This window comes from Saccharicrinis carchari (assembly GCF_900182605.1).
Lineage (GTDB): Bacteria > Bacteroidota > Bacteroidia > Bacteroidales > Marinilabiliaceae > Saccharicrinis > Saccharicrinis carchari.
Window position 1 is genome coordinate 877,092 of the sequence record NZ_FXTB01000001.1, and the last position, 25,677, is coordinate 902,768.

Sequence of the window (25,677 nt, forward strand, 5' to 3'; positions counted from 1 at the left end):
TTTATTTTTTTAGAAATTCACATTAACACCCATCGAAATAGTTTTGCTAAGCGGATACAACTTTCCGGCACCCCAATCGCCACCTAAAAGCTCGGGATCGAACACACCGGTTATATCAGAAAAGGTAAGCAGGTTATCGGCAGACACATAAAACCTAACCGATTGTATTTTAACACGGTCGGTAAGCGATTTAGGCAACGTATAACCCAATTGGATATTCTTTAAACGCATATACGACGCATCCTGCAAGTAACGACTTTGTGTCCGCTGGTTTTTATTGGAAGTAAACAATGGTCGGGGATAGTATGAATTAAGGTTGGCACCCAAAGGATTATCTTCCGCACGGAAGAAGTCCCAATGCTCTTTAAATCCGGCCGATTGCCACATACCACCTGAGGCACCCCAAAAATATGGGCCTCCCAGGGCATAGTCGCGTTTTGCAACGCCTTGCCAAAACATGCTCATATCAAATCCTTTCCAGGCAGCATCCAACGTAATACCAAACTTGTAACGTGGCGATGAGTTACCGATAATGGACAAGTCGCCATGATCGTCTAATGTATAGGCACCGGTATTAATTTCTCCGTCGCCATCTATGTCGGCATACATAATATCACCGGCTGCCCACTGGCTACCTAAACTGCTCTGGTCTACTTTTGCCAAATGGGCATCCATTTCGGCTTGCGATTTGGCAATACCTACGGTTGTATATCCCCAAATATCGTTGTGCATACGTCCACTATACCAGCTACCTAACGCATAACTATCGTTGGGATAGCGGGTTACTTTTTGTTGATCGTCGGACAAGGCTAATTTTGCTCCATAGGAAAAATCACCTATCCTATCGCGCCATTGTAATTCCAACTCCCAGCCGTAGGATTCCATATCGGCATTGTTTATCCTTGGCACGCCAGTACCCAGGATAGAAGAAAGCTCGGGTGCAGGTCCTATCATATCTTTGGTAGTACGTTTAAACACATCGAATACACCAGTAAACCTTCCGTTTAGTGCAATCCAATCCAAACCAACATCCCACGACTCTATGGTTTCCCAAGTCATCAGCGCACTTACGATGCCCGGGGCACGTGAGTTGTTTGGTCTTTTACCGTCCACCAGCCAGCTTCCACTGCCAACGCCGATAGGCATAGTTTGATAGAACGGATACCAGGCATTGGTATTCATATTACCCAATTGTCCCCACGAAGCCCTTAATTTAAAGCTGCTTATCTTATCGCTTAAGCCACTAAAGAAATCTTCTCTAGCAATATTCCAGCCCGCAGAGAATGATGGGAAAGTACCCCATGTTTTGTCGTCGATAAAGCGTGAGGTTCCGTCGCGACGTATATTGGCTTCAAATAAATACTTTTCCATGTAATTGTAGTTTACACGGCCAAAGAAACCCAATGTCGACCAATGTGCATAACCACCATATAAACTGGGTGTTTCGTTGGTTGCCGTATTTATCGTTGGAACGTCGGGCGTAATCAAGTCCTTACGGCTTCCTCCCACATTACGCGTTTTCATCAGCTCCACATTGGCCCCTGCAAGCACTTTAAAATAATGACCTGAATCGAATTGTTTAAAATAATCGGCATACAGATTGGTACTTATCAGGTTTTCCTTGTATGCTGATTCAGCAACACTGGAAGAACCGGCATCGCCACCTCGCCATGGTGCAGGAAATGGGTTGCCGTCGCCATCATGACCATAGATAGGAAGCACATCCCAATGCTGGAAAACGGTTTTGGTATTATAATTACCTTCGGCATTGATCTTCATATTTTCGATGGGCTCAAACGTAAAATGCACCTGCTGATACAGATAGTCGGTTTGCTTTCTATCCACGCCACCATCTCTCATTTGCAGTATTTCCATACCTTCCATATAGTAACCATTAGGGTCACGCACCGGGTTGGTAGGCCAACGACGGGCAATGTTGTGGAAAAACAATCCTGTCATGTACGATGGTCTTTCATACTCTTCGCGAATCCATTTGTTGCTGTAGTTCAGTTTAATTTTTTCGGTTAAATTAGCATTTATCCTTCCATTTAAGCTGTATCGGTTAAACTCGTCCTTACCGTGGTTGATAAGACCGCGCTGATCCAAAAAGTTACTACTTACCACATAGGTTACTTTTTCTGTACCTCCTGACATGCTCAGGTTATGTTCGTGCGATGGCACCCAATCGTTATACATCTCTGCAAACCAATCGGTATTGGCATTCGCACCCGTATAAGCATTCCATCTGTTGTTGTTCGGGTTTAAAGTTGTTCCGTCAACAGAGCCGCTAATCTCACCTTTTTGCCACTTCTGGTATTCCTCGATTCGGTCCATCACTTCAGGAGCAAAGACAGCACCCTGTCCGGAGTTTGAAGCTGCCTCATTAAAATAAGTGGCAAATTGCCAGGAATCCATCATTTCAGGTATCTGGGCTGCATCGGCCAAGCGCAGGTTATAACCGTAATTGACTTTGGTTCTACCTGCTTTTCCGGTTTTAGTGGTAATCAAGATAACACCAAAGGAGGCGCGCGATCCATAAATAGCGGCGGATGCGGCATCTTTAAGTACCGAAATATTTTCGATATCCGCAGGGTTGATGGCGTTCATATTTCCTTCTACCCCATCGATTAATATCAAGGGCGAAGAAGAAGAACCAGCACCAATAGTACCCGAACCCCTGATATTTACACTCAGGGTATTGTCCAAAGCACCCCCTCCGTTATTCTGTGAAAAATTAAGTCCCGGCACAACGCCTTGCAGTGCTTGAGCCACATTTTGTACAGGTCGTGACTCCAGCACTTTTGTATCCACACTGGAAACCGCACCGGTTACATTTACCTTTTTCTGTGTGCCGAAACCTACAACCACTACCTCGTCCAAGCCGAGCATTTCCTCGCTTAACGTTACATTAATTGTGCTGCGTCCGGCAACATCAATTATCTGGGTTGTATACCCGATAAAAGAAAAAGTTACCTGAGCCTCGGCACCGCTAACCGTGATGGCATACTCGCCATCGTAGTTGGTAATTACACCTGCAGTAGGATTGGCTGCTTCAAACACGTTAACACCCGGCAATGGTGCGCCGCTAGGGTCGGTTACTACACCGCTCACATTTAATTGCTGGGCGGTGGCCAGCAAACTACATAGTAAAAAGATACCCAGCAGTTGAATGCCGCGATACTTTTTTAGCCTCAGGCTGTCGAGGACAGATCCCGGGCGAATGGATTTTTTTTCCATAAAAGATTTGTTTTTCATGATTAATAAAACTACTTCACTTTCTGAACGGGCGGTTTATTGGGTTTGCCCGTTTAGGCTTTTATAATAAGTTGATTGGAACGGTTCTGATTGGCAGCTTGCCTATACCGAACCATTCCTCCGTTCTTCTTTACTTTACCGGACGAATACTGTACGAGTAGGAGTGATTGCCGGGCTTGATGCGGTATTGCTCAATGGGCTTTGACTTGTTGCTCCATGTATCGGCGCCGCCCACGCCCACCTGTATCAGGTCGATGTTAACGGTGAGATACGGGGCTTTTTCAAGCGCGTTGATATGCCTGGCATCTGTCAGGTTTTGCATGGTCCATGGCCATACGGAGGTGCTCAAAGGCTGCATACCTTTTATCAGAATCCCCTTGCCATTATTGGCAGTGAGTTGCAACCAGCGAACCCCGGTGCGGTTGCTGCTTTCCTGGGGCCTTACGTAATGAAATACGAAGTCGTCCACCTTACCGCTGTATACATCCACTTCGGCAGCAAAGGCGCGGTCGATATAATTTTCCCAGGGTCCCTTGCCGTAAAATTTCATATTTTGCAAATCGTCGTTCACCTCCATTTGCGAACCTATGCGCAGTGGCATAGACATATCTTCGCTCATCGCTACATCAAAGGTAACTTGCACCTGTGCCTTGTTATCTATTTTGTAGATGGTGTTAATTTGCAAATCCTCGGTATAGCTTTGTGTTACCTTAAGGTTTAAGTACGATGGGTTGGATTGATCCACCTCCAATTGAACCTCCGGGCTTAGCTTGGCAAAATCTTTCCAGAATGCAGCTGCCGTATGCGATTTCCAACCCCGAGTATCATTATCGGTTTGCGAACGCCAGAAATTGGCCATTGGTCCTTTTTCGATATAGGTGGTTCCCTGATAGGTATAATCCATCATTTGCCCTGTGGATTTGTCCCAGCTCATCTCAAAGTTCTTTCCTTTAACTTGAACCGTTGTTTCGTTTTCTGTATAGCTCAACCCTTTGGCTCCGGAAAAATCAACGGCTGCCTTTTCTTTTGCGCCGTGCAATAAAAATTGCTGCTTGGCCACTTCAAATCCGGCCTCGGAATACAGTGTGGCCTGCTTATGGTGCATACTGATGCGCAGCCAATATTCTTTTCCTTCTTTAATTTTCACTTTATTGAGCGGAAGGGTAATCGTTTGCGATTCGCCGGGCGCGATAATTAGATCGTCCAAACGTCCGTTGCGCAATTCTTTGCCTTCTTCGGCCACCGACCATCTAAAATAATAATCGCCCGTAGAAACAAAGTTCATTCGGCTTTTTACCTCAACGATACCTTTCTGCAGATCCACCCCTGTAAACACTATGGGCTGAAATACATATTTACACTCTTCCAATTGTGGTTTTACCGACCTGTCGGAATTAATGATGCCGTTGATGCAGAAATTACCCAGGTTGGGCACGTCGCCAAAGTCGCCGCCATATTTCCAGAACACGGTGCCATCTTCGTCCTCGGCACGGATGCCCTGATCTATCCAGTCCCAGATAAAACCGCCGGCCGCTTTAGGATGGTCATAAACAATGTCCCAATACTCCTTTAGGTTACCCAGGGAGTTGCCCATGGCATGTGCGTATTCGCACATCACAACAGGTCTTTTGATATAATCGTTGTTTAAAAGGGTAGTCAACTGCTCCAGAGAAGGGTACATGCGGCTGATCATATCCACGTAGAGCGGATCGGTGGGGTTGGCCATAGTCCTGTAATAATTAGTGCCCCACTTAGGTGAGTTTGTCGGGATGTAATCGGGGTGCATGGGTTGTCCCTGTGCTCCTTCGTAATGTACGAGGCGCGTGGGGTCATAGTCTTTTATCCAGCCTGCTGCCGATGCGTGGTTGGGGCCACAGCCCGATTCGTTGCCCAAGGACCAGGAAAAGATGGAGGCGTGGTTCTTGCTGCGCTCCACCATGCGTATCACCCTGTCCATAAAAGCGGGATTCCAGGTAATATCGTTGGACAGCTTACCGCCAATACCGTGTGTTTCAATGTTGGCCTCGTCCATCACGTACAAACCATACTCGTCACACAGCTCGTAAACGTAGGGATCATTGGGGTAATGGGCAGCACGCAGCGCATTGATATTAAACTGCTTCATCAGCTCAATATCTTTTTTCATTTCTTCGCGCGTCACGGTCTTGCCGCCGGTGTCGCTGTGGTCGTGACGGTTTACACCTATCAATTTTACGGGTTCTCCGTTAACGGTAAAAACACCTTCGGAGGTATGCGCATATTCTTTAAAACCAATTTTGGTACTGCGCACTTCTACCAGTTCATCTTTATCGTTCAATAATTTAAAAACGGTTTTATATAGGTAGGGATCCTCGGCACTCCATAAACGCGGATTGTTTACCTCAGCTTCCATCAAAGCAAAATAAACGTTGTCGCGGGGCGGATACCATTCATTGATGATATTTTTTACGGGGGCCCGCATGGCTTTTTCCAATACGCTATTGTTTGCGGCATCCAACAGTTCCACCTCCAAATGCCATCCGTCGTATGATACGCCCCGGGCAACTATCTCCGGACGGACCTGTAGCAATGCTTTGGTGTAATTATCTGTTAAAGGCGTGCGTACAAAAAAGTCGTTGATGTGCACCTTGGGCTGAGCCATCAAAAACACTTCGCGGTGGATACCGCTCATGCGCCAATGGTCCTGGTCTTCTAAGTAGCTGCCATCGGACCATCGTATCACCTGCACGGCCAGTTTGTTGTTGCCTTGCTTTAAATGTTTGCTCAGGTCAAATTCGCTGGGCAATCGGCTCCCCTGGCTATAACCCACATACTCGCCGTTAAGCCAGCAATAAAAAGCCGACGACACCCCACCAAAATGGATGATTACCTGTTGGTCAGTCCAATCGGCCGGTAGGGTAAACTCTTTTATATAGGAACCTACGGGGTTAGTGCGGTCGATAAAAGGTGCGTTGGGGGTAAAGGGATATACATCATTAGTATATATAGGCGTTCCATACCCTTGCATCTCCCAGCACGAAGGAACCTTTATATCGTCCCATCCCGAAGCATCAAATTCCGTTCTTACAAAATCGATACTGCGATTTTTGCTGTCAGGTGTAAAGTTAAATTTCCAATCGCCGTTTAAAAATTTCACTTCTGCTTGATCTCTGTCCATCTCAACGGCAGCATCAACTTCACGATAGGAAAAAGAAGTCGCTCTGGCCGGCATTTTATTTTCCTGAATCACATATTGGTTTTCCCAATGCGGATGTTCCCAATTGTTGCTTTGTGCAAACAAGTGGCTTACAAAAAGCAGCATACCGCCCGCTAAAAGTTTTCCTAAAAATTTTCCCTTGATTACCATACTATTATTTGAGTTATTACTGAATGAATATTGCACGCTTAATATTTGATAACAATTAAATACAAACTTATCCAATCCAAACCATCTGCATCAGGGGTGTTTTCATCTAAAAACCGTTAATTATTGTTCACAGGGCTCCGTGGGCATATCATTTAGAAAAGCAGGACAAAACAATCACACAAACACACATAGCCTTAGTAATAAGCTATTTACATGATTCGCATAAGTAAGTAGGCAAGCATTAATTTAAAGTGGGGAATGGAATTTAGATTAATCCCGTTGGGGTTAATATTTAAGATATGGGAATACTGCAAACAGCCACTACATATCATAATAATTTTTTAAAGATGATGCAAACACGGGTTTTCAGAATCGGTTGCGGCGCATCACAAATCCTATAAACTAAGGGTGATAAAAATGTGATGATATCACATAAATAGTTGAGTTGAGTGTCTGTTCCTTCTGCGGCAACTCCTCCAGAGTGAGGTACATATTGCTTTTTACCCCCAGTTTTGTGGGCTCCACTGGGGATTATGCACGGATTACTCCTCCGGAGTTAAGTGGTTTAAAACCCAGCAAACATGGAAGTTATCGTTTATTTTTGCTCTATATAGTTTAAAGTGGGTAATGGATATTAATTTCATTGGTATTCAAAGCCTGCCTGTTGCAGACAGGCCTGTGCGAAAGAAAGTGCTTCTTTATTCCTAAATTTTGTATTTTAGCCCAAATAATTGGTTTCGCGGAACGTTGTTTCACGTATTATTTCTACCTCCTTTTAAAAGGGGGTTCATCCCGCGAAGGCAGAACAATCCTTGAATTTTTCATAATATCTGAAAATTAATGGATAGTTCAGTTTAATAATCTAAAAATATCAGATGCTAAAACGAATGCTCTTTTTTCTGATTCTCGGACATGTTTTTTACCAAGCTCATGGTATGGACTATGAAATCAGTGCCCAATATATTACCATGCAGGATGGACTGAGCAATAATGAGGTGAACTGCATATTAAAGGACAACCAGGGTTTTATTTGGTTTGGTACCCCGGACGGGCTCAACCGCTACGATGGTTTTGATGTAAAGCAGTTTTATCCTCCGGGCGGATCCCTTAGGGTAAATGCACTATACCAGTGCAGTAAAGGTTATATTTGGATTGGAAGCAACGAAGGTTTGCATGTATTCAATCCGCTTGACGAATCCTTTTTATTACACTATAAGCCGGTCCTAGAAGATCAAGTTACCGAAGCTGAGTTTCCTATTACCGGCATCGCGGGCAATTTGGATGAGGGGCTACTGCTGACCACCCCTTGGGGATTGGCACAGCTCAATTTTACCAACAAGCGCCTGGATGCCAACCATGTTGTATTTAATTGGAAAGACCAAAGTAGCTTTGTGAATGCGGATATGGCAGCCACCTGCATAGTGAAACAGAGTGACGGAATATATTGGATTGGTACCAACACCAACAAAGTAATACGCTATAATCATGCTTCCCATAAAAGCAAGGTGTTTATCCTTAGCAAAACTAACCCGGAAGCTCCTATCTCTATCGTTACCGACATTACTTTTAGTGCCAACGGCGTTATTTTATCTACCATAGGCCATGGCATATACCTATTGAATCCTGAAACAGGGGAAGAGGATTCTTTTTCGCATAACAACCAGGGCGGTTCCTACCTGAGCCATAACGATGTTTATGGTGTGGTGAAAGATAGCCATGGCGATTACTGGGCCGCTACATGGGACGGGCTGGATCGCATGAAACGGATGAATGGAACAGATGTATATGAACATTACAACTGGGATCATCCCGATTTTTCCGACAAGCTCGAAAATCGCATGATATCCTTGCTCTACGACCCATCAGGGGTACTATGGGTGGGCACCCATGGTGGTGGGGTCGTAAAAATTAATTTAAAAAAGAAATTTTACAAACGGGTTAAGTTTAATAGTTTGTATGAGGTAAAGGATTTTGTAGAAGACATGGACCATAAGCTGTACATAGCTATTTATCATGGAGGAATTAAGAAGACCAATACCCCTTTTACTCCTTATATGGAAATGGAATTGGAACAGTTTTCTACCGGACAAAAGAATATAAAGCGACAAATCCCCACGGACATTGTGCTATCGTCGGTATCTGACGAACAAGGTAACATTTTGTTTGGCACCCTTCAATCCTCACTACTTCACTACGATCCAGCAAAAGACCACATGGACGAGATAAAAATTGTGCCGCAGAATTACCCGGACTGGAACGGCCGGATAAACACAATGCATATCGACTCGAAAAAACGTTTTTGGCTGGGTACCGATAACGGACTAATACTTTATCAACATGATAGAAACATATTTTACCTGTCACTTTCAGGGGATCAGGTAGGAGGGCAATTATCGGGAAATAACATACGGGCTATTTTGGAGGATAAAAAAGGAAATATATGGCTGGGTACAGATGACGGATTAAACAAACTTAGCTATCAGCAGGACAGCATTTTTAAATTTAAAGCATTTAACGATCAACAAGCCTCGCCATTGGTTTTGAGCAATAAGGAGGTTTGGGCCTTGAGCGAGATGCCGGATGGTAAAATATGGATTGGATACAGAGGGGGATTGGGCTATTACGATCCTGAGCAAGGTGCAATCCGCTATTTGACCCGACAAAACGGTCTGGCCCATAATTTTGTTACCTGCATACTCCCTTACGATGAGCAACATTTATGGATAGGGACCAATTCGGGCATTTCAAAGCTTAATACCGGGAGCCTAAAGTTTGAGAATTACTATTTGGCCAATAACATTAGGGCAGTACACAAATTCAAAAACGGTTATTTGATGTGGGGCAACAACAAGGGCCTGCTCTACTTTCATCCGGACAGTATCCAAAAGCATAACTTTGCGCCACCCACCCGTATTACCGGTATCAGCATAAAAAACCGCCGTTTACAGCCCGGTGAAAAGGTAGGCGGTAAAACACTTTTAACTCATGCTGCCCCATTCACCTCCTCCATTCACCTATATCATCCTACAAACAGCCTGGCCATTGATTATGTTGGCTTATCCTATCTAAACCAACGGAGCAATAAATACCAATATCGCCTGGTAAACTACAGCAACAACTGGACACAAGTAAATGGAAGTCAACGTTCTGTTTCGTACAACAATCTGCCAGCGGGAGAATATATTTTTGAAGTACGCGCCGCTAACAGCGACGAAGTATGGGAGGAAAATCCTACCACCCTTCGCATTATTGTTCATCCGCCCTGGCATGCTACATTGTGGGGTCGTTTGCTTATTTTGTTTATCATAGCCGCACTATTCTTCACTATAATACGTTTGCGGATGCGCCAAATTTACCGTGAGCAAAAGTTAAAGGCCGAGGGTAGGAAGTTGGAATACAAACTCAGTATTGCCAATATTGAACGGGAAAAAGAGCATGAATTGGCCGAAATGAAAACACGCTTTTTTACCAATGTTTCGCACGAGCTTCGAACACCACTCACTTTGATTATAGCACCCTTGAAAGAAGTACTGGCTCAGGAAGATTTATCGTTGCCTATTGCCGATAAACTAAAAACCGTTCAGGAAAATGCCAATCAACTTTATGCCCTGATTACGCAATTACTTGATTTTAGGAAAACCGAAACAGGAAGTATGCCTTTTAACCCCGTAACCGAAAATGTTATACCTTTTGTTAAAAAACTTATTAAATCATTTGCTCCATACGCCCACTCCAAAGGTGTTAGCCTGAAAGTACATAAGCAAGGTTCAGATATTCTGCTCCAATTCGACAAGGAAAAGTTACATTCCATACTTTCTAATCTCCTTTCAAATGCACTTAAATACTCACAGAAGGGGCAAAATATTATAACAGAAATCAACAGCACCAAAACACATTGTTTAATAAGCATTAAAGATAGTGGGCCGGGGATGGACAAAGCCGAGCAGGAACAAGTTTTCAATCGTTTTTATCAAACCAAAAAATCGGTACAACCCGGCACAGGCATAGGTCTTTCGCTGGTGCGCGAATTTGTACTGATGCACAAGGGTACTATTACCGTGGAGAGCAAACCGGGTGCAGGCGCCAAATTTACGGTTGCCTTACCCATGATGAAACAACAACAGGCCATGAGCGATACAGAAAACGGTGAAAAAATCAAAGAGGAAGAAACACTATTAACTGCCCATTCCAACCTTGACTTTGTACAAAGCTCCACTCCCGACATTCCTAAACCTATTATAACCAACAATAACTTAGCCCCTATCTTAATTGTAGAAGACCATGATCAGCTACGCTCATATTTAACATCGCTTTTAAGCGAGCGCTTTACGATTCATCAGGCCGGCAATGGTGAGGAGGCTTTAAAAATAATGAAGAAAGTATCGCCCGTTCTGGTTTTATCTGACGTTATGATGCCCATAATGGACGGCATACAGCTTTGCGAGGCCATTAAAACCCATGAGTCGTATTGTCACATACCGGTTATTTTGCTCACAGCAAAAAGCAACGAAAAAGACATACTGGCCGGTTTGGAAACAGGCGCCGATGAATACATTAACAAACCCTTTTCTCCCGATATTTTAAAAATTAAGATAGAAAACCTGATTAGCACACGAGAACAAATAAAAAGCTATTACGGGCATAAGATAACATTGGCACCAAGTAATATTGTTATCGACAACAAGGATGAAATGTTTATTCGCACAGCAATCCAACTGGTAGAAGATAATTTGAACAATCCTCAATTTAACGCTGCCATGCTGGCCGAAAACCTTAACATGAGCCAGCCCACTTTATACCGAAGAATAAAAACCTTTACCGGTGATAACATCTCTGTTTTCATGCGTTCTATCCGGCTTAAACGAGCCGCCCAATTGCTGGCTTCGGGTCAGTATGCGATTAACGAAGTTTCGGAAAAGATAGGTTTTAACGATGTTGCTTATTTTAGGAAATGCTTCCACAAGCAGTTTGGGGTAACCCCCTCGAAGTACAAGGTGGAAGACCACTGATGATGTTATTTCCTACTCCATTATTTTTTCTTTTTCGTGTTAGCTGGCTTTTCCTCCAAACAAACATTAACCCTATCAATTCCTTGCTGGCTATCCGAAAGAACAACCCAAATATCGTTGGCTTTGATGAGTGTGGAGCCATTGGGTGTTATAAACTTATCATCCCGCTTCACCATAGCTATAATAGCATTTTCGGGAAAATCGAGCTCTACAATCTTTTTATCCACGGCCTTACAATCCGGCATAATCCGAATTTCCTTCATGGCCGTCTTTGGCATATTGCTCATGAGCTTGTCAATATCCGTAACCGGTTTTGCTTTGGCGGGTAAAGCTACACTAAGCCATTTGGCCACTATTGGCAGGGTAGTACCTTGTATTAAAACCGAAGTTACCGAAATAAAAAATACGATATTAAATATCATACTGGCCTTTTCGATACCGGCCAGCAGCGGATACGTGGCAAACACGATGGGAACCGCGCCTCTTAAACCGATCCAGGAGATGTAAAGCCGTCGCCGTAATTTCATCTTAAAAAATACCAAACTCAAAAAAACACCTACAGGACGAGCTACAATAATCAGAAACAAGGAGATAAGCAATCCGATACCCATTAAAGGAAATACGTGCGAGGGATAAACAAGTAGACCCAGGGTAAGAAACAGCACAATTTGCATGAGCCATGCCAAACCATCATACATTTTTAATATTGTTTTTTTATGCATCAGGTTTTGGTTACCCAAGTACAGAGCACAGATATAGATGGCCAAAAATCCATTACCACCAACAAAATCGGTAGCGCCAAATGTTATAAACATAAGGGCGATGACTAATACCGGGTAAAGCCCCTCAAAATCCAGGTTTATATTATTAATTATTTTTTTACTTAACCAGCCAAAACCAAACCCCAGCAGCGCTCCAATAATCATTTGTTGAAAAAAGAGAATTACAATCGACCACACGTTTTGATCCTGATTTACCACCAATGACAAAAAAGCGATGGTAAGCACATAGGCCATGGGGTCGTTACTTCCACTCTCCAGCTCGAGCGTTGGACGAAGTTTAGATTTTAGTGCCAGACTCTTTGAGCGCAGGATAGAAAATACGGCCGCCGCATCAGTTGATGAAACAATGGATCCGAGCAACATACTCTCGAAAATTGTAAAATCGGTGATGAGGTACACAAAGGTTCCCAACGAAACAGCTGTAAGAAAAACGCCCGCGGTAGCCAACACAGCGCCCTGGCGGAAAATAGGTTTAACCTCCTTCCAATTGGTATCCAAACCTCCCGAGAACAAGATAAAGTTGAGTGATACGATACCGATAAATTGAGCGGCTTTGGGATTATCAAAATCGATACCTACAATGCCATCGGAGCCGGCCAACATGCCGATGGTAAGGAATAGTAACAAGGTGGGTACACCAAATTTGTATGAAGCATTACTTGCCACTATACTTGCCAGTAATAATAAAGAGCCAACTAAAAATATATTTTCAACGGTTAAAATCATACTTTAATTTAATTTTGTCGCACAAGATACGGTTTTAAGCGCTTTTTATAAACGAACAAGCGTCATTAATTAGAGGCAATACACCATTAATATTTACGTTTACATACCCTCTCTCCTATACGTAACCTCAACCCTATTAAAAAAACACCTCCTTTACACATGATAAAAAGCGCCTTTCAAACATTGATTTTTACAGTTGAACCAGCATTTTTTGGTGATACTTAAACACAAGCTTATATTTGTGTGTCCGGAAGAGTTATCCATTATGCAAAAGAATAAAAGCTACAAATGAATAAAACTAAAATATTTTTATCACTTGTATTAGCGCTACTTTTTAATACGCTGGTAGCAGTTAAAGCATCCAATAAATCCGAAAACATTACGGAAAAATCGATTAAATATAACATAAGTGCCCTTGGCATGAACCTGGGGCAGTTTACCGTTAAACAAAAAAGCAACAATGGCATCATAAGCATAGAAGGAATTACGGATATTAAAGTAAAGTTATTGCTAACCTATCAGGTAAAATACATTCAGGAAACCACACATCAAAACGGACGGTTGAGGCAATCGCATTTACAAACAAAAAAAAATGGCGAAACCTATTCCGACACCTGGCTCATAGCTCAAAAAGATGATTATTTACTTATTAAAGACGGCGATTCGACTTTAATAAACGATGATATTACCTATACCGGCAGCTTGCTTTATTTTAACGAACCCATCCATTCAAGCTATCTTTATAAAGAAAAAAGTGGAGAAAAAAGAAGAATCAAATCTACCGATGACCACACCTACGTATTATTAAACGACAAAGGACAGGTAACACACGAGTATACTTATAAAAATGGTATATTGGCACAGGCCAAAATTAAATTCTCCATAGCGGATATCCGTTTAGATTTCATTCAATAAAGCGAGCCGTATATGATATTTCACTCCCCGGTAGAACCTCTGTACTTATTATTGCCTTTAATTGGCTTAATAGTTGGTTTGTTTGGCACCGTGTTAGGAGGAGGCGGAGGCTTCTTCTTTTTGCCTGTATTAACGCTGATTTTTAATGTGCCGCCGCAAACTGCCGTTCTCACTTCGCTTGTTGCCGCTCTGCCCATTGGTATGGTAGGTATGTTAGGTCACCATAAAAAGGGGAATATAGATTTTAAGGTAGGATGGATATTTGCATTTTTTGGTGTTTTAGGCACCTTTTTAGGTGCTTATATTACCAGCCAAATTAATCCGGAGCAGCTTAAGGATTATTTTGGTTTTTACGCAATTATTTTGGCAATAAGTGTTATTTATGGTACACTCAAAAATAATATAATAAAAATAGAAAATATTAAATGGAATTTCAGACAGTACATTAGAAAAAGTAAAGCAGCATTTTTTGGGCTGGGTGGCGGTACAATCTCGGGAGCCTTTGGCACCAGTGGCACCGGCCCCGTTTTGGCAGGTTTGTTATCGATGCAAATTCCTTTAAAAATGGTGGTGGGTACCTCCTTAATGGTTGTAACGGTAAATGCCATGTCGGCCATTACTGCCCATGCTTTAGTGGGGCAAATAGATTTAACCCTGATTGGATTTTTAACAGTCGGATCCGTCATTGGATCCATCATGGGCCCCAAAATAGTGTCAAAAGCCCAATTAGATAATAAGGAAAACAAAGCCCGTTACCTGTATGCCGTAGTGCTGATTTTGATTGGCTTATTAATGATAATAAAGTAAAAATTACATAAGAATGATAAAATTAATATACGGTATAATCATAGGCTATTTTGTTTTAGGCGGGATAGGCTTTTATTTTATAAACCGTAACAAAGAAAAACAGGTTGCCAAAAAAAGTTACACCAAGTTCGTTTCTTACTTTGTTATCATCCATATCTTATTTTTTAGCATTGTAGTAAACCCCGTTTATTTTAAATATTTAAGCCTGATCATAATTACAGCGGGGTTTATCGAACTTTTTAGCTTATTTTATAAAAACAGGTATCAGAAACTGTTATTTTATTTAGTTTCAAATATCGTTTACATTATCCTATCTTTAGGCTTCTTTGTTTTCAGCGGATTGCCGAAAGAAATCATACTGTTCTCGTTTTTGGTGCTTTCAATTTTCGATAGCTTTAGCCAGATTACGGGCCAACTTTGGGGCAAAACCAAGCTATTCCCTTCCATTAGCCCGGCCAAAACATTGGGCGGAACGGTAGGAGGAGGCATGGTAGCCATAGCTAGTTCATTATTGTTGAACGATTTATACCAGGCCTCTGTTTTCAACACCATGAGCCTTGCACTCGGTATAATTGTTTTTGCACAGGCCGGCGACTTATTAGCTTCTGTTTACAAGCGGAAGTTTAAAGTGAAGGATTATAACCAAATCATTCCGGGGCACGGTGGCTTTTTAGATCGTTTCGACAGTTTGATTGCTGGCGGCGCATGGGTAGCATTGGGAATTTACATACTTAACTTTTAAAACAGACACCTTTAATTATGGTTAGTATAATTGCATTATCGTTTTTTTATTTGGTAGGAATTGCGTTTTTACTAATTTTTAACGAGCTAAATTACAGAAGATTTAAAATAAAGGGGGAGATAACCCGCAAGTTTGCCCACTTTGCCTCCATCCTTGCCGTTATCCCCATGCCCTACATGTTTAACTCGCATTGGTATGTATTAATATTGGCCGCTGTGTTTTTTATTATACTGTTAATAACACAACACAGTAAATATTTAAACTCCATACACGATATAAAGCGCAAGTCTATAGGAAGTTATTTGCTTCCCCTGGCTATTTACGCCACTTTTTTAGCATCCTATTTATACGGTAATAAATTCTTTTTTATACTACCCATGTTAATATTGGCCATTTGTGATCCTATGGCGGCCATACTGGGTATGAACGTAAAAAAATATAACGGTCGTATTGTGCTATTTGGGCATAAGTTCCAGAAAACATGGTTAGGATCAGGTGCATTTTTTGCCATGAGCTTGATTATTTCCCTTATAGCACTCTATTATTATCGCGATTTACTCGATTTAAAAACAGTATGGTTGTCCGTAGCTATAGCTACAGTGGGTAGCCTTGCTGAATTATTCAGTTGGCGCGGGTCGGATAATATTACCATACCCATCAGTATTTTGTTTATACTGGTAATAGGCTTGTAGTTACTTAATTAAATTAACATATGAAACGCCCATTATTTATGAGGCATACACTCAAAGAGATAATTGAAATCAGTTAAATGGCTGTCCCTGCCTTAAGGCAGGTTTTGTTTCAAAATCTCTTATCTAATTTTATACACAGATGAAGAAAATTATTATTAACGGAGCCAACGGCTATGTGGCTTCCAACTTCATAAATAGCTTACTTAACACTAATTACCAGGTAATAGCTTTGGTTAGAGGAAGTAAAAAACTATCTGCCAACGAAAGGATGTTTAAGGTACTTTCCGAAATTAACGATGCCGAATATGTACGTACCTGTCAACTCAAAGTGTATGCTTATTCGCTAACAGAAGAAAACTTTTCGATGGCGGAAGAGGACTTACAGGATATTTTTAGTGGCGAGTTTGATTATTATCATTTTGCCGCCAGCCTAAAGTACGACCGCAAATCGAAAAACGAAATATTTGGCACCAACATCGATGGGATAAAAAACTCCCTGGATGTGTATGCCCGTTATGCCAATTCAAAATCACGCTTGTTTTTTATTAGTACGGCCTACTCCTGCGGTCGTATGAGCGGGCTTTTCGAAGAAAAATTTTACGATAACGATAACATATCGGCCTTTAGGAATTATTACGAACAATCTAAAAGATATGCCGAAAACGTAGTGAAAAACTATATAGAAGAGCATCAAATAAATGCACACATCATCCGCCTGTCGCAGGTTGTAGGCGACAGTAAAACCGGAATTACAAAAACAGATTATGGGATTTTTGATTTTGCCAAACGGATGTTTAGCCTGGCACATCGTTATCCCAACCAAACCGTAAGGTTGAAGGTTGATCCCGAAGCCACACAAAATTTAATTCCTATCGATATTGTGGTTCATAATTTAATGCGTACTGTTGCAACCGAAAAGGTACCCACCATTATGAATTTCACCGCAAAAAAATCCGTTAAAAACCAACATATCATTCGTGCTGTAACCCAATTGATGCCTATAAAAATTGTACCTGTCGAAAACCTTAAAAAAGACGATATGAGTCCCCTGGAACGATTGGTTTCAGTGGGCATGTCGTTTACAGGTAACTATATCAATATAAACCTTCATTTCGATACAAAAAATACAGATAGTCTGCCACGGATAAACGGATATCAGAATTTAAACAATGAACACCAGGGCATAAGCGAAGAACAAAGCACATATAAAATGCTGGAATATTTTATTGGTACTTTGCCTGTACCCAAAGGCAGCAAAACAATATCAAAAGATGGGGCAACAGTGTAAAACCAATACCTACTAAAGCCTAAAATAAATATCACCTGAACTTATTGCATAAACTGGATTCAGGTTCTATACAAGGCCGCATTTAACTGTATACTGATTCTTTTAATCTCAATACTATTTAATAATCATGAAACAAATTATAATCAAAGGCGAAAACGTACTTAACGTACCTAATCTAATCAGCTTATACCGTTTATTGGTATTTCCACTCATCATGTATCTGGCTTTTGCCGGACAAGAAAAATGGTTTGTCATTTTGCTATGTATTAGTTTGGTCAGCGATGTACTCGATGGTAACATAGCCCGCTTATTTAAGCTGCAAACCAACTTTGGGGCTGCGCTCGACAATCTGGCCGATATATGTACATATGCCGTAGCTTTGTTAGGCTTGTTCCTCTTTAAGTGGGATGTGATAGAACCACATGCATTGATTTTATATGTTTTTCTCACACTTTTTGTACTGAGTTACTTTGTATCTTTTTTTAGGTTCGGAAAAATCCCCGGACTACACCTATACTCGGCAGTGTCGGCCGGATATGTGCAGAGCATCTTTTTCTTCGTTTTATTTGTATTTGGCTTTTTTCCATGGTTCTACTATCTGGCCATAGGCTGGGGTGTTGTGGCCTACATGGAAAAAATACTCGTTCTTTTTAAGCTCGACGATATTAAAATAGGAGTTAAAGGTTTGTATTGGTTAATGAAAAAGCAATAGTACGTTAAGTGAATTGTATGCTATGTTAAGATATATTATTGTTTCCTTACTGATTTTATCTTGTTCAGGAATCTATTCACAAAAAATTTCAGGCTATGTGATGGATAAGGAGAACGGCGAAGGGGTACCTTTTGCCAATGTTTGGGTAAAAGGCACTATACAGGGTACACAAACCAATGTGGATGGTTATTTTGAATTAAACAACCCGCAAAGCGATACGCTTTGTGCTTCATCGGTAGGTTATATTAGGGAGCAGCACTTTATAAATAAAGATGCCAACCAAAAAATGAAGCTATACCTGAAAAAAGAAGTACAGTTACTAAAGGATATTACAATAAATGCAAAGATGCCTATCACCAAGGTTATTTTTAAGCGGATACAGGAACATAAAAAAGAAAATAGCAAACAAATAAACAATGTGGGCAATTATAAATCGCTGCAAAACACCACCGTTTACCTTGCCTTAGACACCGCTTCGAGAGCCAGCCGCCTTTTTAAAAATGGCAATGATGTAGTGCTGAAAACCAACGACAACGAACCGTTAAGCTTCTCGCCCATTTATTTATACGAAGAGGCCACCAGTGTTGATGGGTTTAAGGACAGTATTGTTTACAGTAAAAAAGACGGGATATTCCCCCGGATGAACCAAGCCATCGAAACCTATGTATTGCGCAACATTGTGGTAGATATGGATTTTTATAAGGAACAGATCATCATTATGGATCGCGGTTTTGTTTCGCCCATCAGCAGTTCGGCCATGAGTTATTACCACATTTATTTCAACGACAGCCTAAGGGTTGACGGTAAAAAACATTATTGTTTTTCTTTTGCTCCTAAAAACAGATATAACCCCCTGTTCTCGGGACGTTTTGCTGTTGAAGAGGGCAGCTATGCCCTTACCGAAATTCATGTCCATATTCCCAAAGAAGCCAACCTGAATTTTGTGAACGGTTTCAATGGCGCGGTCTCCTATAAAAAAATGCCCAACGGAAAATGGTTCTACGACCAACAAAAGGTGGATATCAACATGTCGCTCATCATTAACAAAGACAGCACTGTAACCTATGATTCGGAACGGGTAGAAAAGGTGGAGAGCGGCAACTGGCTTATCAGTAAATCAACTATATATTCAACTTCCCCCCTGCTGGAAAACATGACGGCCAGCAGCTGGAAATATCAGGAAGCTTTTGCCAACAACCGATTGGACGACGGCACCTTTAAAAGGTTGGATAATATCAAAGAAAACAAATATGTTAAAGCCATTGATGCCATTGGTGGCTTGTCTTTATCGAGTTATCTGAATGTGGGTAAAATAGATATAGGCCCTGTTTTTGATATTTACAGTACCAACAGCATCGAGGGTACTCGCTGGACTCTTCCGCTGCGTACAAGCCAAAAAATGTTCGAAAACTTTTATGTGGGCGGTTTTCTGGGTTACGGTACACAAAGCAAGGAGTTTAAATATGGGGCCAACGTGGCATACAGACCATTGGATACGGACAAGTTTATTTTAAGAGCCAGCTATTCCAACGATTACCACCTGGTATCGATAAATAAGTACAATCGTTTTGTAAAAAACAACCCCAACACAAAGGGAACCAGCAACTTTATTGCGGCGGTAACCTCCAAAAGTAAAAACCCTTACCTGAAAGAAGAAACGAACGTGCAGATGCGCCTGGAATATAACGGCGTAAATGATTTCCATGCCGAAGTATCGCCCTATTATCAAAAAAACACGCAAACACCTGCGGTAAAATTCGTAAAAAACGGTACGGAATATAACGATTACGTCACCTATGGCGCTTTAGTAAATTTCAGGTACGCTTTTGCGCAGCCGTACGATCTGTATTTTTTCGATCGTGTTTACTATTCTACTCCCAAACCCATCCTTAACCTGGGCTTTGATTTTGGCGAAACCGTGTTGCCTAACCAAAACATGGGCGAAGCCGGAATGTACGGCCAGGTACATGGCTCGGTGCAAGGGCGTATTGTTATGGGCAAGGTGTTTTTGAGTTACTTGCTCAATGCCGGATTTTTATGGGGCGATGCACCTTACGATTTATTGGATCAGCCGGCAGGTTCCATGTCCTTAGGATATGCTAAATACAACTTTAACCTGCTGCACCACGCTTCGTTTGCTCATAATCTATACAGCAACACCCATTTTCATTTTAATGGGGGCGGCATTATCTTAAATCATATTCCCCTCATTCAGAAGTTAAAATTGCGCGAAATAGTCTCATTTAAAGGTCATTATGGAGGCTTAAACAGTTCGTACAATGGTGTTTTTGATTTGCCCGACTATTACAGCAACCATACAAACAAGCCTTATGCCGAGATAGGTTTTGGCCTGACCAATATTTTAAAGATATTGCGTGCTGAATATGTTATGCAATTAGGAAACACCTATCGCAATAAAAGTTACACCTATAATCATGGCCTCTTTTTTAGAGCCGAAATGAGTTTTTAATATGAAAGAGCTAAAAAATAAAGTAGTTTGGATAACTGGTGCCTCTTCAGGCATAGGCGAAGCCCTGGCTTATACCCTGGCCAGGGAGGGAGCCCATTTAATTTTAACGGCTCGTAGCACGGAGAAACTCCAAAAAGTTAAAAACAACTGCCTGCAACATACAAGTACGGTTATAGTGCAAGCAATGGATCTTTCAAAAACAGCGGGAATAGAAGACACGGTAAATTCGCTTATAAACCAAACAGGCCGTATTGATGTATTGATAAATAATGCAGGACGCAGTCAGCGCTCCCTGGCCAAAGATACACCCCTGACCAACGACCGAAGTATTATGGAGCTTAACTTTTTTAGCCCTGTAGCACTTACCAAAGCGGTTTTGCCACACATGCTAAAAAACAAGGCCGGACATATTGTGATCGTAAGCAGCATCTCCGGAAAGTTTGGTTTTCCGTGGCGCACTGCCTATGCTGCCTCCAAACATGCGGTGCAAGGTTTTTTTGAGTCGCTCAGGGCCGAGTTGCACGAGCAAAGTATCCAAGTAACCATTGTTTCACCGGGAAGAATAAAAACAGATATTTCGCTCCATGCCCTTATCGAGAATGGACAGTCCTACAATAAAATGGACGATGGTCAGGCCAATGGCATGCCGGCTAAGGAGTGTGCAAAAAAAATAGTAAAGGCTATAAAGAAAAATAAAAAAGATGTACTGATTGGTAAGCAAGAAGTATTAATGGTTTACATACGAAAATATTTACCTGCATTGTATTATAAGATAGTCAGCAAAATAAAAAATTAAACACAAGCTTTATGATGACGAAAAAGAATATATGTGGTATCCAACAGATAGGTGTTGGGGTTAAAAATGCGAAAGAAGCCTGGAAATGGTATCGCCAAGCTTTTGGTATGGACATCAACGTGTTTGAAGATACTGCCGTTGCAAAACTGATGTTGCCCTACACCAACGGAAAAGTGTACAAGCGCTACGCAGCCCTGGCAATGAACATGGAAGGTGGTGGAGGTTTTGAAATATGGCAACACAGCGATTTTGAACCACGTCCTCCGGTTTTTAAAGTACAGCTGGGCGATTGCGGCGTGTTTATTTGTAAAATGAAATGTCGTGATGTTAAAAAGGCCTTTGATAAACATCAGGAAATGGGCTTGGATATATTGGGCTTAATTTCCAACGACCCACAAGGAAAACTTCATTATTATTTGAGAGATCCTTACAATAATATTTTTGAAATAGTTGAGGATAAAAATCATTACAAAAAGCAAAAATCCGTAACCGGTGGTGTGGCCGGTGCTGTAATAGGGGTGTCCGACATTGAAGAAGCAAAAAAGGTGTATTGCGACATTCTGGAATACAGCGAAGTAGTTTATGATAAATCAGGTAGCTTTGATGACCTGGCTCCCATACCCGGCGGAAAAGAAAAATACCGTAGGGTTCTGCTCAAACACCAACCACGTACCGGCCCTTTTAGTAAATTATTAGGTCCTACACAAATAGAGCTTGTTCAGGCACTGGAACGCACGCCGCGCAAAATATACGAAAATCGCATTTGGGGCGAACTGGGATACATACACCTTTGCTTCGACATAATGGGTATGGACCTGTTGAAAGAAGAAGTGAAGCGCAAGGGATTCCCGTTTACCGTAGACAGCTCCGATGGCTTCGATATGGGTGTAGCAGCGGGTCAGTTCTCCTATATCTCGGATCCCGACGGCACCCCTATCGAGTTTGTGGAAACACATAAACTACCCATCATCGAAAAGCTGGGCTGGTATATGAAATTAAAAGGACGTGACCCTAAAAAATCCCTCCCCAACTGGATGATCAATACCCTGAGCTTTAATAGGGTAAAAGAATAAAAGGGCATTATAACCCGCATTATATATCACATTACAACATGATGAATATAAATGCGGGGTACCCTAACTTAGCTGAACCCTTTTGGGGGTGCGAAAATAAAGGCGAAACTTAGTTGCTGTCGGCGACAGGGAAAATTAATTTTCAGGAAAGCAGCTCTCCATGCAAATTTAAAAAATTACTTACTCAAGTAAGTAACTTCAATATCGTAAATGGCAGTTTGGTATTGTTTATTGTCAAGTAGAGATGGGATGATAACTTTGCTTTTGCCGTATTTTCGCATATACGTAACCGCCTCTTCAATACCCGGCTGCACCCCGGACTGTCCACCAACCACAAAAATTAAGGGATTACCGGTGCCATAATTGGTAACCGGTTCAGACAAACCCACTTCGCCATCTTCGTAGGTGCCAATTACCGACCTGTAATAGTAAATCCCCACTTCTTTACCTACAGTTACTACATCACCTGTACCAGTTTCCTTTTCAAAATAAATTAATCCTGTTTCAAGCGATTTATCAATTGTGTCCACTGCCTGTCGGGTCCAATATTCTTTCCAATTCAACTTATCGGGATTACTAACCACACTGTCGTGAGGCACGGTATTTAAAAAAGTATTTAACCTTTCTTGTTCTTTGGCGAACAGCTGACGCGAGGTTTCAATTTTTTTGGTATCGCAACTAACGGCAAGCACTACCAAAAGCAAAGCAAACGCCTTTATCACTAATTTTATCATTATATAAGCATCTAAGTTTATTAATACGCAAAGTAAATGTTTTATTATATTCATTCAAATAAAGGCGCTCATTATTTGTTCTTTTTCAAATCAACGAGCTCTACTTTATAGAGCAATATGGAACGCCCGGGTATTTTATCGTCATCGCCCACCAAACCATGTGCTCTGTGTGGAGGCATTATAAAAGTAGCTTTGGCTCCTTTTTGCATCAACAGAATCCCCTCTTCAAGGCCGGCTTCAACTCCCCCCTGCCCTACTTTAAACGATCTGTAACCCAATGAATCGGAACTGTAACATGGCGTTCCATCGAGCAAATAAATATCGTAAGCAATTTTAACAACATCCCCGTTGTCGGCATACTCACCATCGCCTGCCTTATCAATTTGGTACCAGAGTCCGGTTTCCGTTTCCAGCATATTATAGTTATTTTCTTCGGCATATTTTTTAATTACCGAAGCATCCTTCCCCACCATATAACGATTTACCGATATAAGCTCTTCAGCGGTTACCTTTCGTTTATCAGGCTTATCTTTGTTTTGTATTTTACATGCGCTTGCACAAAGCAATAAAAGCACCATAATACAACTGTATCTATATCTCATTATTTTTAAATTTATTGTAAAAATTGGGCAGTTCATTTTTAAATCTATCCACACATTCTTTTAATGAGGAAGCAGATTCGCCACCCGCCGCGTTGCGATGTCCGCCGCCCGAAAAATGAAGTTCCGAAAACTTGTTTACCGGAACCTCGCCACGCGAACGGAACGAACATTTTATTTTATCGTCCTGCTCCAAAAAAAAGCCAGAAATATTTATCCCTTCAATACTTAATGGATAATTAACAAAGCCTTCCGTATCACCGGGTTGAAAATGATGCTGTGCCAGTTCGTTTTTATCCAGGTATATAAATGCGGCTTCCTGATCGGGCATCAAAAACAGTTTATTAGCCAACACATGCCCCAACAACTTCATCCTACTGAAAGAATTACTGTGAAATACGAGTTGATGAATCTTGTCCTTATCTATACTTTTCTCTAACAGTCCTGCTATCATCCTATAGGTTTCGGGCCTGGATGAATTATAGCTGAGTGAGCCGGTATCGGTCATTATTCCCGTGTAAAAACATTCTGCGGCATCTACTCCCACCTGTTCGTTCCATCCCATTTTATTGATGAGGTGATAGCTTAATTCGCAGGTAGAGGAACTGGATGGTACCGATATCATCACATCCGCAATGGAATCGGGATACGGGTGATGGTCTATCATCACCTTTTTGCTTTTCAGCTTTTCCAATTCCTTCTCCAGTTTACCGGTACGCTTTAAACAATTAAAATCTACATACATCAATAAATCTGCTTTTTTTAACAAGGCTATTGCCAGCCCACTATCCTTTTCAAAGTTGATAGTGTCATCCGCACCTTTCATCCATCCAAGAAACATTGGATAGGCTGTCGGGTTGAGCACAGTAGGCTCTTTACCCATTTTTTTTAATACATGCCACCAGCCCAACGAAGCCCCCATAGCATCGCCATCCGGATTTAAATGGGGCACGATTACAATCCGATTGGACGTTTGAATTAACTGTTTTAAGGATTCTACTAATGTGCTATCTGTCATATACTCGTTTTAAGTGGTCAAAGATAGATAAATAATGACAAACGGATTTTGACTATGCACAAATAATTACTAATATTATCTGCCTTTATACCATGCTTTGCAACAGAGATAAAACAAGCCCTCTTTTGCAGACCTTAGATTAATATTATTTGACTTGAACAAGCCGGCCTGTTTGGCATAGGCTGATATAAGTTACTGAACAACAACCAAAAAATAAATTTAATATGGCCGGAAACAAAACATTGACAATTATTAAACCCTTTGCGGTTAAAAACGGCAAATTGGGTGCTATCCTTCACAAAATAGAAGAATCGGGCTACCGTTTTGCAGCGATTAAAACCTTAAAACTCGAAAAACACGAAGCCGAAGAGTTTTATGCCGAACACCAGGGTAAGCCTTTTTTTGACGACCTCACTGATTTTATGTCGTCGGGACCTATAACCGCTGCCATTTTAACCAAAGAAAATGCCGTTGAAGATTTTCGTTACCTGATTGGTGCTACTGATCCCAGTGAAGCTCAGGAAGGAACCATCCGAAAAATGTTTGCCACTAGTAAAACGCGCAACGCTATTCACGGCTCCGATAGCGACGAAAGTGCCGATCGTGAATGTGACTTTTTCTTTAGCCGCCGCGAAAGGTTAAAAACAGATATTTGATAAAAGAGAATATTGTATTCATTCAATGGAGGCTGTATTATAGCAGCCTCTTTTTTT

General features: G+C 41.5%; 17 protein-coding genes. 11 read left to right on the top strand and 6 right to left on the bottom strand.

From position 1 onward, the window contains the following. Positions 1-9: 9 nt before the first annotated feature. Both FN809_RS03135 and FN809_RS03140 read right to left on the bottom strand, forming a co-directional pair. Complete coding sequence (locus tag FN809_RS03135) at positions 10-3,237, bottom strand: SusC/RagA family TonB-linked outer membrane protein (RefSeq protein WP_142532000.1); 3,228 nt, start codon at positions 3,235-3,237, stop codon at positions 10-12. A 148-nt stretch (positions 3,238-3,385) separates the two neighbouring features. Then, on the bottom strand, positions 3,386-6,556 hold the full coding sequence (locus tag FN809_RS03140; protein WP_185957415.1) for a glycoside hydrolase family 2 TIM barrel-domain containing protein: 3,171 nt from the start codon (positions 6,554-6,556) through the stop codon (positions 3,386-3,388). Positions 6,557-7,476: 920 nt separating this feature from the next. Here FN809_RS03140 and FN809_RS03145 point away from each other — a divergent pair. Beyond that, entirely contained in the window at positions 7,477-11,610 is a 4,134-nt protein-coding gene (locus FN809_RS03145; RefSeq protein ID WP_142532002.1) for a hybrid sensor histidine kinase/response regulator transcription factor, read from the top strand. A gap of 20 nt (positions 11,611-11,630) precedes the next feature. Here the strand turns inward: FN809_RS03145 and FN809_RS03150 are convergent, their stop codons facing one another. Then, a complete protein-coding gene (locus tag FN809_RS03150; RefSeq protein WP_142532003.1) occupies positions 11,631-13,118 on the bottom strand; it encodes a potassium/proton antiporter in 1,488 nt (495 codons plus the stop codon). Positions 13,119-13,406: 288 nt separating this feature from the next. Here FN809_RS03150 and FN809_RS03155 point away from each other — a divergent pair, with 288 nt between their 5' ends. The 9 genes from FN809_RS03155 to FN809_RS03195 all read left to right on the top strand — a co-directional run bounded on the left by FN809_RS03155 (position 13,407) and on the right by FN809_RS03195 (position 22,613). After that, positions 13,407-14,033 carry a DUF6134 family protein gene (locus FN809_RS03155; RefSeq protein WP_142532004.1) on the top strand — a complete coding sequence of 209 codons (627 nt, stop codon included), beginning with the start codon at positions 13,407-13,409 and terminating at the stop codon, positions 14,031-14,033. 12 nt (positions 14,034-14,045) lie between these two features. Then, positions 14,046-14,840, top strand: coding sequence for a sulfite exporter TauE/SafE family protein (locus FN809_RS03160; RefSeq protein ID WP_142532005.1), 795 nt, complete (start codon positions 14,046-14,048; stop codon positions 14,838-14,840). A 13-nt stretch (positions 14,841-14,853) separates the two neighbouring features. Further along, the gene (locus FN809_RS03165) at positions 14,854-15,582 is read left to right on the top strand and encodes a phosphatidate cytidylyltransferase (protein WP_142532006.1); all 729 of its coding nucleotides are present in this window, start codon (positions 14,854-14,856) and stop codon (positions 15,580-15,582) included. A 17-nt stretch (positions 15,583-15,599) separates the two neighbouring features. Further along, positions 15,600-16,274 (top strand): diacylglycerol/polyprenol kinase family protein, encoded by a 675-nt coding sequence (locus FN809_RS03170; protein WP_142532007.1) that lies wholly within the window; start codon positions 15,600-15,602, stop codon positions 16,272-16,274. A 139-nt stretch (positions 16,275-16,413) separates the two neighbouring features. Further along, on the top strand, positions 16,414-17,562 hold the full coding sequence (locus tag FN809_RS03175) for an SDR family oxidoreductase (RefSeq protein WP_142532008.1): 1,149 nt from the start codon (positions 16,414-16,416) through the stop codon (positions 17,560-17,562). Between the two features lie 127 nt (positions 17,563-17,689). Beyond that, positions 17,690-18,274 (top strand): CDP-alcohol phosphatidyltransferase family protein, encoded by a 585-nt coding sequence (locus tag FN809_RS03180; protein WP_142532009.1) that lies wholly within the window; start codon positions 17,690-17,692, stop codon positions 18,272-18,274. Between the two features lie 22 nt (positions 18,275-18,296). After that, entirely contained in the window at positions 18,297-20,744 is a 2,448-nt protein-coding gene (locus FN809_RS03185) for a DUF5686 and carboxypeptidase-like regulatory domain-containing protein (protein WP_142532010.1), read from the top strand. Between the two features lies 1 nt (position 20,745). Next, positions 20,746-21,540 carry an SDR family oxidoreductase gene (locus FN809_RS03190; RefSeq protein ID WP_142532011.1) on the top strand — a complete coding sequence of 265 codons (795 nt, stop codon included), beginning with the start codon at positions 20,746-20,748 and terminating at the stop codon, positions 21,538-21,540. 11 nt (positions 21,541-21,551) lie between these two features. Then, positions 21,552-22,613 (top strand): VOC family protein, encoded by a 1,062-nt coding sequence (locus FN809_RS03195; RefSeq protein ID WP_246095419.1) that lies wholly within the window; start codon positions 21,552-21,554, stop codon positions 22,611-22,613. Positions 22,614-22,789: 176 nt separating this feature from the next. Here the strand turns inward: FN809_RS03195 and FN809_RS03200 are convergent, their stop codons facing one another. From FN809_RS03200 to FN809_RS03210, 3 genes are all read right to left on the bottom strand, one after another. Further along, a complete protein-coding gene (locus FN809_RS03200; protein ID WP_185957416.1) occupies positions 22,790-23,347 on the bottom strand; it encodes an FKBP-type peptidyl-prolyl cis-trans isomerase in 558 nt (185 codons plus the stop codon). Positions 23,348-23,418: 71 nt separating this feature from the next. Further along, a complete protein-coding gene (locus FN809_RS03205) occupies positions 23,419-23,949 on the bottom strand; it encodes an FKBP-type peptidyl-prolyl cis-trans isomerase (protein WP_185957417.1) in 531 nt (176 codons plus the stop codon). Further along, a complete protein-coding gene (locus FN809_RS03210; RefSeq protein ID WP_142532014.1) occupies positions 23,939-24,964 on the bottom strand; it encodes a DHH family phosphoesterase in 1,026 nt (341 codons plus the stop codon). The genes FN809_RS03205 and FN809_RS03210 overlap by 11 nt, the downstream gene beginning before the upstream one ends. A 224-nt stretch (positions 24,965-25,188) precedes the next feature. On the opposite strand from FN809_RS03210, the gene ndk reads away from it, so the two are divergent. Continuing rightward, a complete protein-coding gene (gene ndk, locus FN809_RS03215; RefSeq protein WP_142532015.1) occupies positions 25,189-25,620 on the top strand; it encodes a nucleoside-diphosphate kinase in 432 nt (143 codons plus the stop codon). The last annotated feature ends 57 nt before the right edge of the window (positions 25,621-25,677 follow it).